Origin of the sequence: Actinomadura sp. KC345 (genome assembly GCF_004348515.1) — a bacterium.
GTDB lineage: Bacteria > Actinomycetota > Actinomycetes > Streptosporangiales > Streptosporangiaceae > Spirillospora.
On the sequence record NZ_SMKH01000244.1, the window covers coordinates 1 to 12,590 of the forward strand.

General features: G+C 68.3%; 12 protein-coding genes. 7 read left to right on the top strand and 5 right to left on the bottom strand.

Annotated elements, in window-relative coordinates; translation table 11 throughout:
* Positions 1-158: 158 nt before the first annotated feature.
* Positions 159-344 carry a hypothetical protein gene (locus E1281_RS30040; protein WP_243717572.1) on the bottom strand — a complete coding sequence of 62 codons (186 nt, stop codon included), beginning with the start codon at positions 342-344 and terminating at the stop codon, positions 159-161.
* A gap of 16 nt (positions 345-360) precedes the next feature.
* Between E1281_RS30040 and E1281_RS30045 the strand changes: the two genes are divergently transcribed.
* From E1281_RS30045 to E1281_RS30055, 4 genes are all read left to right on the top strand, one after another.
* On the top strand, positions 361-1,869 hold the full coding sequence (locus tag E1281_RS30045) for a recombinase family protein (RefSeq protein WP_131883094.1): 1,509 nt from the start codon (positions 361-363) through the stop codon (positions 1,867-1,869).
* A gap of 561 nt (positions 1,870-2,430) precedes the next feature.
* Complete coding sequence (locus E1281_RS40620; protein WP_165959168.1) at positions 2,431-2,607, top strand: hypothetical protein; 177 nt, start codon at positions 2,431-2,433, stop codon at positions 2,605-2,607.
* The gene (locus E1281_RS30050) at positions 2,604-4,040 is read left to right on the top strand and encodes a replication initiator (protein WP_207943566.1); all 1,437 of its coding nucleotides are present in this window, start codon (positions 2,604-2,606) and stop codon (positions 4,038-4,040) included. Before E1281_RS40620 ends, E1281_RS30050 begins: the two co-directional genes overlap by 4 nt.
* A 213-nt stretch (positions 4,041-4,253) precedes the next feature.
* Positions 4,254-4,601, top strand: a complete 348-nt coding sequence (locus E1281_RS30055) for a hypothetical protein (RefSeq protein ID WP_131883095.1) — start codon at positions 4,254-4,256, stop codon at positions 4,599-4,601.
* Positions 4,602-5,144: 543 nt separating this feature from the next.
* Here E1281_RS30055 and E1281_RS40625 read toward each other — a convergent pair.
* The 3 genes from E1281_RS40625 to E1281_RS30065 form a co-directional block, all read right to left on the bottom strand.
* Positions 5,145-5,297 carry a hypothetical protein gene (locus E1281_RS40625; RefSeq protein ID WP_165959169.1) on the bottom strand — a complete coding sequence of 51 codons (153 nt, stop codon included), beginning with the start codon at positions 5,295-5,297 and terminating at the stop codon, positions 5,145-5,147.
* Between the two features lie 21 nt (positions 5,298-5,318).
* Positions 5,319-5,708: a hypothetical protein gene (locus E1281_RS30060; RefSeq protein WP_131883096.1), complete on the bottom strand. Its 390-nt coding sequence runs from the start codon at positions 5,706-5,708 to the stop codon at positions 5,319-5,321.
* A 212-nt stretch (positions 5,709-5,920) separates the two neighbouring features.
* Positions 5,921-6,217: a hypothetical protein gene (locus tag E1281_RS30065; protein ID WP_131883097.1), complete on the bottom strand. Its 297-nt coding sequence runs from the start codon at positions 6,215-6,217 to the stop codon at positions 5,921-5,923.
* A 196-nt stretch (positions 6,218-6,413) separates the two neighbouring features.
* Between E1281_RS30065 and E1281_RS30070 the strand changes: the two genes are divergently transcribed.
* The gene (locus E1281_RS30070; RefSeq protein ID WP_131883098.1) at positions 6,414-7,652 is read left to right on the top strand and encodes a helix-turn-helix transcriptional regulator; all 1,239 of its coding nucleotides are present in this window, start codon (positions 6,414-6,416) and stop codon (positions 7,650-7,652) included.
* A gap of 92 nt (positions 7,653-7,744) precedes the next feature.
* Here the strand turns inward: E1281_RS30070 and E1281_RS30075 are convergent, their stop codons facing one another.
* A complete protein-coding gene (locus E1281_RS30075) occupies positions 7,745-8,404 on the bottom strand; it encodes an exodeoxyribonuclease III (RefSeq protein WP_131883099.1) in 660 nt (219 codons plus the stop codon).
* 257 nt (positions 8,405-8,661) lie between these two features.
* Here E1281_RS30075 and E1281_RS30080 point away from each other — a divergent pair, with 257 nt between their 5' ends.
* Positions 8,662-9,807: an FKBP-type peptidyl-prolyl cis-trans isomerase gene (locus E1281_RS30080; protein WP_131883100.1), complete on the top strand. Its 1,146-nt coding sequence runs from the start codon at positions 8,662-8,664 to the stop codon at positions 9,805-9,807.
* A gap of 628 nt (positions 9,808-10,435) precedes the next feature.
* Positions 10,436-12,590, top strand: a 2,155-nt coding sequence (locus E1281_RS30085; protein WP_207943567.1) for a transglycosylase domain-containing protein, incomplete at its 3' end; no start/stop codon positions are given.

Here is a 12,590-nt window from a genome sequence, read left to right on the forward strand (position 1 = left end):
GCCGAATGGTGCCTCGGCCCCGGAGAACCCGCCTCGCTCCTGCCGGGCGGCTTCACCGTCCTCCAGCCCCCACCCACCACCTGTCAACGGACGATTCCCACTCGGCTCACCGGGAAGCGCGCCCTGCTCGCACGCCGCTCCGCCTGACCGCGCGGGGCCTAATCGAGGTCCACGACGACGGGCGCGTGGTCGGACGGGCCCTTGCCCTTGCGGGCCTCCCGGTCGACGTAGGCGGAACGGACGCGCCGGGCGACGGCCTCACCGGCATAGAACAGGTCGATGCGCATGCCCATGTTCTTGTGGAACATCCCGGCCCGGTAGTCCCAGAAGGTATCTTGATGCACCTCCAGGGAGGCCCGGATGGCAGTGACCGAGAGTGACCTGATTCCCGTAGTGGACTACGCCCGTGCCAGCGCCGACAAGACGAAGGACGAGCACACCGTCAAGGACCAGCAGAAGGCCAACGAGCAGACGGCCGCCCGTCTCGGCTGCAAGATCGTTAGCAGGTTCTCGGACAACGACAAGTCGGCGATGAAGGACGGAGTCGTGCGCGAGGAGTTCGAGAGCATGCTTCGCGTCATCCGCGAAGGCAGGCTTTCTGACGGAACGCCGGTCATGGGCTGCATCGTCACCGCCGACGACCGTCTCATCCGCAGGCCCGGAGACTACGAGCGCTTCGTCGACGCCCTTACCTACGAGGAGGGCAGGGTCTACGCCGACAAGCGCGGCTTCAAGGACCTCTACAGCGAAGACGTCGAGAGCATGGGCCTTATGGGCGCGGTGATCTCCCGCATGGAGGTCAAGAAGACTCGGCGCCGGGTACGCGACTGGCACCGCGCCCGCGCCAGCGAAGGAGCCCTCACGGCAGGAGGCCGCCCGTTCGGTTGGCAGGACGACCGAAAGACGCTCCACCCGATCGAAGCGCCCTTGATGCGTCAGGCCGTCGAGCGAGTCTTGGCAGGAGGATCGGTCAGCGGAATCTGTACCGAGTGGAACCGCAGGGGCATCAAGACCCCGCGCGGGAACACCTGGGCTTATCGGTCGCTGTCCCGTGCGCTGGTCAACCCCCGCCTGTGCGGCTTCCGCATGATCAGAGACGAGCTGATCACCGACGAGCGAGGCGAACCGGTAGCGGGTCAGTGGGAGCCGATCATCACGCCCGAGCAGTGGCGGGCGATTCACGCTCTCTTCACCAACAGGCAGGGCAAGCAGGTGAACCAGGACGGCATGGTCCTGGGTGCACTCCCCCAGGACCACCGCGAACACTCGTACCTCCTCAGCGGCATCTTGCGATGCGGGGTGATCTTGGCGGACGGCACTATGTGCGGCACAGGCCTACGCGCAGGGTTCGTCAAGTCGTCGGGCTGGCACAGGTACGCGTGCATCTCTCCAGTCCTGGGAGGATGCGGACGCCTCACCCGCCGAGGAGACCTCGTTGACGAGTTCATCTCGGAAGCCGTTCTCGCCAAGTTGGAGGAGCGGAACGTCCATTCAACAGGCATGGGCCCGTGGCTCGGAGAATACGAGCTGAAGCAGAAACTCGAACAGATGAAAGAGCTTCGCCAGCGGTTCGCCGCGCACAAGATCTCGAACAGCCTGTTCTTCGGCGAGGTCGAGCGCCTGGAGCCCGAGATCCACCGGCTACGAGCCGAACGCGAACAGCACTCCCTTGCCGCGCAACGAGCCACCCAGGACGTGACCGACATCCGCCGCCGCTGGTACTCCGACACGGACGACGATCGCTTGGACATATCGCAGAAGCGCACCTACATCCGCGAGGCACTTCACGCCGTGATCGTCCACCCAGCGGGCAAGGGACGCCGCCCGTTCAACCCCGACTTGCTTGATCCAGTCTGGCGCGAAGACTGACCTGCCCCCAGCACGAGGCCCCGGACACGAAGACCAACCGGGGCCTTTGCTATGTGATCTGCGCCACTACCGGACGGGGGCAGCCGGACGCCAGCGGACGCTACCGGACGCCAGCGGTCACCAACGGACAACCACACACACCCGAAACCCCTACGGGCAAGGCGGTTTCGCAGGTTTGATCTTCGTGTGCGCGTGGCACAGTTGAGACCGGAGCCGCATCCAGCGACTCCGAGACAAGCGAGTGGCGGACGGGGTCGGCTCCCGTCGCGGGGGTCCCGTGAGGTGACCTCGAACAAACAGAGAGCCGCAAAACACACTAATTACACAGATCGCCAAGGTGGGCTCTTGGCACGCAAGACCGGGTGCGCGCCCGGGTGGGACTCGTCCCGCGAATAGCTACCTAAATCGAACAGCCCTGGCTAACACGGCACATGAAGAAGGCCACTCGCGCGAAGCACCGACCGGAACGAGTAGGCGTCAGCCTGCCCGCAGACCGGCGTGCCTTAAGTCCCGGAGATCGTCGCGCGCTCCCTAGCTGTAGCCAGGGAGAGGAGACACGGGTTGAAGCCCAGCCCGGAAGCAATCGCATGGGGAAAGCGTCAGGCCAGCACATCGCCGCACTGGTCAGACGCCAAGTGGAACAGGATCGAAGCCATCTTCGGCGTGAAGATGATCGTCCCGGACGAGGCCGATCAGCAAGACCAGGACAACGCCGAGACGTTGCGGGACGCGGCATGAGCGCCCCGCAGATGCCCGAACTACCGCCCGAACTAGACGCCGCCGTCCAGCGCGCCGCCATGCCGGACTTCGACCGCTGGCACCAGATGATCCGCTCCGCCGGAGGGTGCGAGCAGCCGGTCAGGCTGCGCGGTGAGCGGATCACGCTGGACGGCGAGACCGGCGAGCTGATCGAGTCCTACTCGACGGCCGACGAGCCAACCGGGTACCTGATCACCGCGTGCGGGAACCGCCGGGCGTCCCGCTGCGCAGCCTGCGCCGAGGTCTACCGGGACGACACCTACCACCTGATCATCTCCGGCCTCACCGGAGGGAAAGGCGTACCGGACGAGGTCAGCGGACATCCGCGCGTGTTCCTCACCCTGACCGCGCCCTCGTTCGGTGCTGTCCACGCCCACCGGGCCAAGGCCGGAAAGACCCAGCCGTGCCGACCCCGACGAGACGACCCGCTATGCCCGCACGGCCGCCCCGAAGGATGCCGCGCCCGCCACCAGCCCGACGACCCGAACCTAGGCCAGCCGATCTGTACCGACTGCTACGACTACCCCGCCGCCGTCCTATGGAACGCCCACGCCCCCGAGCTATGGCGCCGCCTCACCCTCACCGTGCCGAGGCTGATCACGGCCGAGCTGGACATCACCCACAAAGCGCTACGCGAGCAGGCCCGCGTGTCGTACGCCCGAGTGATCGAGTACCAGCGACGCGGCCTCATCCACTTCCACGCAGTGGTGCGCCTGGACGGACCGGACGGCCCCGACCAGCCCCCGCCCCCATGGGCCACCACCGAATTACTGGAACGCACCCTTCGGACCGCAGCCGCCCACGTCGAAGTACCGGCCCCGCATCCCGACCAGACCAGCCCGCCGATCACCCTGCGATGGGGCCGCCAACTCGACACCCAGCCCATCCAGGTCGCCGCCGAGCTGGACGGCATCGCCGACAAGCACGTAGCCCGCTACATCGCCAAGTACGCGACCAAGGGCGCAGAGGACTCCGGCACCGTAGACCGCCCCATCCGCTACGCCACACAGATCAACTCGCTGAAGGTGTCCGACCACGCCCGCCGCATGATCTGGACCTGCTTCACCCTGGCCGACCTGCCCGCCTACCACGACCTACGGCTACGCCACTGGGCACACATGCTCGGATACGGCGGACACTTCTCCTCCAAGTCCCGCCGCTACTCGGTCACCCTCACCCAGCTACGCCAGGCCCGAGCCGACCACGCCGCCCAGGCAGCACGGCAAGCCGAAGGACGACCCGAACCCGACCCGGACCGCACCACCGTGACCACCGGGCAATGGAAGTACCTCGGAAGCGGCCTCATGCACGGCGAACACTTCTGGGCCGAACAAGCCCGCAACCGCATCCAGCAAGCCCGAGCCATCCGCAACCAGCACACAGAGCGTGACGAAGACCGGAAGGCGAGCTAGCCAGGACCACCCGACGTCGAGGAGTTTCACTACATAGTCAAGGCGGCCCTACGGGCCGCGTCTCGATTCCTCGTCCGGACCTCGTGTCGCTCGTACATGGCCGTTCCCATTGCCTCCAGAGTTGCCAGACCTAACGCGCAGCGGACTGTCTACTCCCAACAGGAGCAAGTTTCCCCGGTCGGGTTACCGGCTGGTCAAAGCAAAGAAGGGTAAATGGCCATGATCAATATCAAAGGTCTGGACAAGGCAAGGGTCCTGGCGGCCCTCGTCAACTACCAAAATCCGTCCGGGTTGCACCCGTCCAACATGGAACTCATGACCGTCGAGGACGCGCGCAGCCTGATCGAGGAGGAGGGTCTGTCCTTCGACTACGTGTGGTTCCGGAACATCAAGGTCGACCTCTCCGGAGACGAGTTCGATCCTCGGGCGTACGACCGGGACTCCGAAGTCCCGGCCGCGATAGTTGTGGAGCTGCTGAGTCCCTTCAGGCGATTACAGGCACTGCACGGACTTGACTCCCCCAGGGTATACAACGCCCCGGGGGAGTCTTTTTCTAAGTAGCAGCTTGTGTGTCCTGCGCCGCTGGCCGGTTCCGTACTTGCGCGGGGACCCCTCGCGGGGGCCGCCCTCGGGCCATTGCGGGCAGGCCAGGTGCCAGCCCGTTCGCCGTGAGGCTAGCGGCCCCCGCCCCCGCGCAAGTCCGGAACCGTCCAGCTTCAACGCGCGGCACAGCCGACGCATGAGGCTTTGATCTCGATGGGGAGCGCGGGGGCCGGGTGCGTGGTTGGGCCCGTCCACCGCAGGGCGGGACCGTGGACGGCCGCCGCGCCTTGCGCGTGCGGCCTGGGGGCCGTTCGCGGCGCGGCCCCGACCACCGCCCCGCCCGGCCGTGGACGGCCCGCACGTACCGCACCGCGCAGCCCGAGGCAGGCCCCCGCGAAGGACAGGCGCACAGGGGGCGGGCAGCGGCTTCCAGGCCGGGCGACGCTTGAGACGGAATTGCCGACACGGCGCCGGCTGACTCCCTGCGGTCGCCCCTTCGGGGTGGCCTAGCGGCTATCGACCGGCCCCGACCCTGTCAGCGCGTAGGAGAAGCCGCGGTCCTCAGCTCAGCGGATCGTCAGAGGTCCCGCCTGTCTGCTCCGGGGGAGGAAGCAGCCAGGCGGGACCGACGGTGACCGGCAGCGGCCCGAACTCCCCAGCCAGAGCCACGCGCGTCACCATCAGGATGAGGAACAACCCCAGCGCCTGCCCCACCGGGGGCGTCCCTCTTGTGGCCTACCAGGTGCCGGGGAACATGCGGTGCTTGAGAAGGGCGTCAACCTGATCTGCCGCCGCTATGGCATCGCCGCAGGGAGCCAGATAACCGCGCCAACCGCGCTCGGCAGCGTGATACCCCCACGCACCGCCCGGAACGGCCAACGCCAGGACACCGAGGCCGACGTGAGTATCAGGGCCGCTGGCGTAGACCCACAGCACCGGCGCCGGGAACCCCTGGGAACGGTAGAGCCGGACCAGGCGCCAGCCACGAGGCTCCAACGCCACGGCCAGCAGGCTCAGATGCCGTTCCGCCGCAGCACCGCCCCGCAGCGTCCGCCACCGCAGGACATGCCGCTCCACCTGGACACTCCAAGGGCGCACATGGCCCACGATCTCCCTGCCTTCCATGATCGGTCGCCTCTCCGGCGCACGCACCCACGGCGGCAGCGGGCAGGAACTTGTGTTGCGGCCAGGGCCAGGCCGCAGGGTTCTCGATCGCTGTCCGAAGCTCACGAGGATTGGCCGCCTCCAGCAGCCGCGCCCCCTGCGAGCAGGGCACCATGGCCCACCATGTGCCCGTGGCATGCCCGTACCAGGTCACCACTCCGGACGAGGAAGGCCTACCCATCGGCCTGCGCAGCGAGCTTGCCCTTGACCGCCACCACCACATCAGCCATGTGCGCGTCATCTGCCGCAGCGATCGCACCGCCACCGGGGAAGGTGAACCACAGCTCACCACCGCAGACCGCCCGCTGATCACACCGCACCACCACCGCCGACCCGAACGCCGCCGGGACCGACAGCAACGGGTCAGACCCGGCCACCTCCACCGCGTACCCGTGCGACTTCAGCGCCTGCGCCAACGCCCAGACGCGCAACTGGCGCGCCTCCGTAATCTCCGATGTTTCCGTTGTCATGAGCCGTCCTTCTGTCGAGTGCGGGGACGGAACGAAGCATCCGCAGCGCCGCCGAGATCGATCTCTGCCGATCTAGGTTGACGGCGACGTTCGCCGCACGTTCTATGGCTTTGAGCTTGTCTTTCTCGTCGGATCTCACAGAGGCACCAGCCAGGGGGCCAGGGAGGGGCCAGACTTGGAGGAGGGAGGGGCCAGCGTGAGCGATGCAAAGCGGAAGCGGTTCGGGGCGTACCTCGCACAGTTGCGCCGGGACGCACGAAAGAGCCAGCGGCAGCTAGCGGAGACGTTGTGCCGGATCTCCGGAACCGCCTCGTTGACGCGCCACGAGATCAGCCGATGGGAGCGAGGCGACCGCGTTCCCGATGTATGGCTACCCGCGCTTGCGACGGCCCTGAGCGTTCCACTCGACACCCTTGAGCGCGGGGCAGCCCATGCACGAGGCGAGGACATCGGCCCCGGGCCGCGCAGTCCGGCCGAAGCACTCGCCTACTTCCTGCCCGATCACGACGTTGGACTTGGCCCACTGGCGAGCAGTGCGGGGCGCCGAGTCGGAGCCACCACCGCCGCCGCCCTTGCCGACCGAGCGCACGGCTTACGGCTCGCAGACGACGTTATCGCCGGTGGCGATCTACTCGTCCCAGCACTCAGGGAGTTGGACGGAGCCGTCCGGCTCTACCGGGAGACGACGCATTCCGAGGAGACCGGCCGCTCCCTCCTCAGCAGTATCGGAGAGATAGCCCAGATCGCGGGATGGATCGCCAGCGACGCGGGCGAGCACGACCAGGCGGCACGCGCCTACCGGCTCGGAGTCTCGGCCGCGCGGGAAGCCGGAGACCTCGCCCTGGTTGGCAATCTTGCCGGAAGCCTCGCTTACCAGCTCTCCAACACCGGACACGAAGACGACGGGCTGAGCCTCGCCCATGCCGCACTAGACGAGGCAGGACCGGACGCACCAGCCAAGGCCCGTGCCCTCTACCTTGACCGAGTCGCATGGGCGCACACCAAAGCAGGCGACGCCCAACCAGCGATGCGCGCTCTCGCCGAGGCCCACGAAGCCATGGCCGACGAGGACTCGCATGAATCCCCCGACTGGGCTTACTGGGTCTCGCCCGAGGAACTCGACGTGATGGACGCCCGCGTCTACACGGAGCTTCGTAGGCCGTTGCGCGCCGTCCCGCTCCTACAAGAAGTGCTCAGCCGGTACGACTCGACGCACACTCGCGAGCTGGCTCTGTACCTCTCGTGGCTAGCCGTCGCCCTCGTGGACGCGAACGAGCCGGAGGAGGCCACCATGGCGGCGCGACGGATGCTCGACCTCTCGGCCGACTTCGCGAGCGACCGGACGGCCCGGCGAGGCCGCATCGTCCTGACCAAGCTAGAGCCGTACCGAGACATCCCCGAGGTACGCGAGGTACTCGACACGTACGCGGCCTGAGCGCCGGGACGGACGCGACGTCAGAGCCCCCGAGCCGAGCGGTACGGCCGGGGGCTCTCGACTTGTGGCTTAAAGGTGCATCAAGGTACCTTCTAGTCCCAGTACGTGTAGGGGTGCGGGCCCTTCATGGGGGTCGGGACCACGTCGTGGAGGCCCAGGTCCCGGAGTTCGGCGAGGGCCTGGCGTTCGGCCGGGGTCACGTGGGTGGAGCCGGCGAAGACGGCCGGGTCCCAGACGTCCTCGTCCGTGGGCGCCACGTTGTAGTCGCCGCACGCCACCAGCGGCGCGCCCTGCGTCAGTTCGGCCGCCAGCGCGTCGCGGAGCGCCGCGAACCAGCGGAGCTTGTAGGCGTAGTGGGCGGAGTCGGGCGTCCGGCCGTTCGGCGCGTACAGGGACCACACCCGCACGCTGCCGCAGGTGGCGCCGATCGCGCGGGCCTCCGGCGTCAGCAGGACGGGCTCGGTGAGTTTCGCCTGTGCCTCCGCCTCGCCCTCGTACAGCGGCTCCCCGGGGAAGCCGTTGGAGACGTCCTCGATGCCGGCCCTGGACAGGACGGCGACGCCGTTCCAGCGGCCGTCCCCGTGCGCCGCGACGGCGTAGCCGAGGTCGGCCACCTCGGCGGCCGGGAACCGGTCGGCGCGGCATTTGGTCTCCTGGAGGCAGACGACGTCCGGCTCGGTGTCCTCCAGCCAGGACAGGAGACGCGGCAGCCGGGCCTTGACCGAATTGACGTTCCACGTCGCGAGGCGCATTCTCCCAGCCTGCCACCCGGCCGGCGTGCGGATTGCCGCCGCGGGCCGTGCGGCCGGTAGATTGCGGCGCCACACGGGGTCACCTGGCCGGTACATTGCAGGTCGGCCCTTTCCCCGCCGGATGGGCGGCACGAAGGCCCGTGTGACCGGTAGATTGCGGTCGGCCTGCTTTGCACGGTTTTCACGCTGCGCTTAGCCCGGCCCTGGAAGTGTGGTCACGTTCGCGATGTCGTCAAGCCCGGAGCAAGTGAGGAACCATGTCCGAGGATGACAAGCCCGGGGGCAAGCCGGCGATCAAGGCGAAGGCGAAGATCCCGAACGCCAAGGACATCCGCAGCCCGGAGTTCACCCCGCACGGCATCAGCGCCGGGCGCGGCAGCAAGCTGAACCGCCCCTCCGCGCTGACGGCCAAGCAGGCGCGCAAGCGGAAGATCCTGACGATCGTCGTGCTGGTGGTCGTCGCGATACTCGTCGCGGGCTTCGTCTGGTGGTGGATCAACCGCCCCCCGCCCGAGATCGAGGTGACGGGCAAGTTCGCGTCCCAGCCCAAGGTGGAGATCCCCACCGATCTCGCGCCCGCGGGCAAGCGGAAGGTGACCACCGCGATCACGGGCGACGGGCCCAAGATCCAAAAGGGCGACACCGTCTACGCCGAGTACGTCTTCTACCAGTGGTCCAAGGACAGCGACGACGAGGACGGCTCGGTCAAGAGCAAGAGCAAGCAGCTCGCCTCGTCCTACGAGCAGGCGTCGCAGGGCCAGCCGACGCAGCCGCTCGTCGTCGGCGAGAGCGGCATCAAGGGCTTCGACGCGGGCATGATCGGCCAGACGGCCGGCAGCCGGGTCGTGCTGCAGATCCCCCCGTCGGAGGGCTTCGGCAACGACGGCCAGCAGGTGGGGCTGACCAAGTCCGACTGGGTGGTGTTCGTGGTGGACGTCCAGGCCGTCGTCCACAAGAACCAGGGGCCGCAGGGCGCGAAGAAGGAGCTCGACGACGCCAAGCTCCCCTCGGTCAAGGACAAGGGCGCCGGCAAGGCCCCCGAGGTGAAGATCCCGGACCGGGACGCCCCGGCGAAGTTCCAGAACGAGACCCTGGTCCAGGGCAACGGCCCGGCGGTGGCCAAGGGCGACGAGGCGATCGTCAACTACCAGGGGACGATCTGGGACAGCGGCAAGATCTTCGACTCCAGCTGGAAGTCCGGTTCGCCGGCCAAGTTCCCGATCGGCACCGGCAAGACCGTCCCCGGCTTCGACAAGGGCCTCACGAACGTGAAGGTCGGCAGCAGGGTGCTGCTCGTCCTGCCGCCCGAGGAGGGGTACGGCAAGAAGGGCATGCCGCCGGACATCAAGGGCGACGACACCCTCGTGTTCGTGGTGGACGTCCTCGCCAAGGTCGAGAAGTGAGGCGGGCGCGGCACGGCGGCGCCTGAGGCGAGAGCGGCGGGGCACCCGGTCGGTGCCCCGCCGCTCGGCGTTCGCGCGAAGTCCAGGTTGTGCCTTCCGTCACGACAACCGGAGCCGGGCATTGCCCGTCCTCTATCGGGGAGGCCCAGGGAGTGCGCATTGGGCGTCCCGGCGCACGTTTCCCCTCAGGTATGGTCGGTAACGCAATAATCACGGGGGGCTTGTGAGCGACGGCAGAAAGGGCCCGGAGGGCGAGGAGCCCACGGGTCCGGGCGAAGTGGACCGGCACGACACGGAGGCCGCGCCACCGGCCGCCGGAGACGGTCCGGCGGCCGCCACACTGACCGAGAACGCCGGAGAAGCCCCTCCGGACGCAGAATTCGGCGACAGCGGCGAAAAGTCCGATAAGGACGGCGCCGATAAGGCCGGCGAGAATCCCGGAGACGCCGTCCCGGACGCGGACGAACCCCGATCTCCCGCCGCCGATAACCCGCCTGTCGATAAACCGGCCGATACACCGGACGGAAGGCCTGCTGGAGCACCCCTCGACGCACCTGCGGAAACACCGGCCGGGGCGGATGTGGCCTCAGCGAGTGTGGAGACCGCCGAGAGCGGTGATACCCAGACCATGCCGTCCGCCTCGTCCAAGCAGGGAGGGCCGCCCGGGGACGGTCCGGGCCGCGGCGGAGGCGGCGGCAGCGGACGGGGCAAGCCGCGGAGCCGCCGGTCGCGGATCCTGCGCCGGACGCTGTTCATCACGCTCGGCCTCCTCGGGTTCTGCATCGCCGCGTTCGCCGTCGCCTACCTGTTCACGCCGGTACCGTCGCCGCTGGAGAAGGCGGTCGCGCAAGGGCCGACGTTCTACTACTCCGACGGCAAGACGCAGATCGCCAAGACCGGAGTCAACCGGGACGCGGTCGAGCTCGACCGGATCCCGGAGAGCACCCGCAACGCGGTGATCGCGGCGGAGAACGGCACCTTCTACGAGGATCCGGGCGTGTCGGTGCGGGGCACCACGCGCGCGTTCTGGTCCACGGTGACGGGGAAGCAACTGCAGGGCGGGTCGACGATCACGCAGCAGATGGTCCGCAACTACTACGGTGGCATCGGCACGGAACGCTCGGTCACCCGCAAGCTCAAGGAGGTCATGGTCGCCCTGAAGGTCGACCAGGAGAAGGACAAGGACTGGATCCTTGAGCAGTACCTCAACACCATCTACTTCGGCCGCAACGCCTACGGCGTGCAGGCCGCCGCGAAGGCGTACTACGACAAGGACGTCTCGGAGCTGACCGCCGCGGAGGGCGCCTACATCGCCGCCGCGATCCAGCAGCCCAGCTACTTCTCCGACCCGACCGGCTCCGCCCGCCCCATCGCCGAGAAGCGGTGGCGCGCCGTCCTCGGCAACATGGTCAGGGACGGCTACGTGACCTCCGGCGAGGCGGCGTCGATGAGGTTCCCCACGCCGGTCGAGCAGGAGATCACCGACATCCTCAAGGGCCAGAAGGGCTACATGGTCAACGTGGCCAAGAAGGAGCTCACCGAGCGCCGCGGCTACAGCGAGGACGAGATCAACCGCAGCGGGCTGAAGATCACCACGACGTTCGACAAGCGGCTGATGGACTCGCTGCGGCGCGCGGTGAACCAGAACGCGCCGGACGGGATGAGCAAGAAGATCCGGACGGGCGCGGTGTCGGTCGACCCGTCCACCGGGCAGGTCCTCGCGTTCTACGGCGGCCGCGGCTACCTGGAGGAGGCGCTGAGCAGCTCCTTCGGCGACTGGGCGCAGGCCGGGTCCGGGTTCAAGCCGATCGTGCTGGCCGCCGCGCTGGAGAACGGGAAGACGCTCGGATCCAGCTACGACGGGAGCTCCCCGCAGTACTTCGCCGGCTCGGACATCAAGAACGACGGCGGCACGAACTACGGGATGGTGAACCTCGTCACCGCCACCCAGAACTCGATCAACACCGCGTACGTGAACCTCGGCCAGGACATCGGCAACGACAAGATCGTCAAGATGGCCGAGAAGATGGGCATCCCGAAGTCGCAGATCAAGCCGGAGCAGCGCTCCGCCGCCACGCTCCCGCTCGGCATCGTGTCCATGCATCCGGTGCAGCAGGCCGGGGTGTTCGGGACGTTCGCGGCCGAGGGCGTGCACCGGGAGCCGTTCGTCGTCAAGGCCGTCACCGACAACGCGGACCACAAGCGGACGTTCACCGAGAAGGGCGAGCGGGCGCTCAGCCAGCAGAACGCGCGGGACGCGACGTACGCGATGGAGCAGGTCGTCCGGGGCGGCACCGGGAGCGGCGCGCAGCTCCCCGACGGCCGCGACGTCGCCGGCAAGACCGGCACGACCGACAAGGGCCGCGCGATCTGGTTCAACGGCTTCATCCCGCAGATGTCCACGTCGGTCGCGATGTTCCGCAGCGACGGCAAGCCGCTGAACATCCCCGGCTACGGCGCGTACGGCGGGGTGCTGCCCGCGCAGATGTGGCGCACCTACATGACCGACGCGGTGGACATCAAGAACTACGCGCCGAAGTCGTTCGGGGAGCCGTCCATCAGGCTGGGCGGCGGCTGGAACGGATCGCCGGACGGCGACGGCCCGGTGGGGACGGAGCCGCCGCGCACGACCAGGCCGGAGGACCCGCCGACCGAGGCACCCGACGAACCGGAGCTCCCGACGCCGCCGACCGAGATCCCGACCGAGATCCCGACCGATCCCGGTGGAGGCGGCGGAGGCGGTGACGGCGACCCCGGCGGGGGCGGCGGAGGCGGTGACGGCG

Coding starts and splice junctions, on each gene's coding strand:
- E1281_RS30045 (WP_131883094.1), top strand. CDS start 361: ATGGCAGTGACCGAGAGTGACCTGATTCCCGTAGTGGACTACGCCCGT.
- E1281_RS30050 (WP_207943566.1), top strand. CDS start 2,604: ATGAGCGCCCCGCAGATGCCCGAACTACCGCCCGAACTAGACGCCGCC.
- E1281_RS30055 (WP_131883095.1), top strand. CDS start 4,254: ATGGCCATGATCAATATCAAAGGTCTGGACAAGGCAAGGGTCCTGGCG.
- E1281_RS30060 (WP_131883096.1), bottom strand. CDS start 5,708: ATGGAAGGCAGGGAGATCGTGGGCCATGTGCGCCCTTGGAGTGTCCAG.
- E1281_RS30065 (WP_131883097.1), bottom strand. CDS start 6,217: ATGACAACGGAAACATCGGAGATTACGGAGGCGCGCCAGTTGCGCGTC.
- E1281_RS30075 (WP_131883099.1), bottom strand. CDS start 8,404: ATGCGCCTCGCGACGTGGAACGTCAATTCGGTCAAGGCCCGGCTGCCG.
- E1281_RS30080 (WP_131883100.1), top strand. CDS start 8,662: ATGTCCGAGGATGACAAGCCCGGGGGCAAGCCGGCGATCAAGGCGAAG.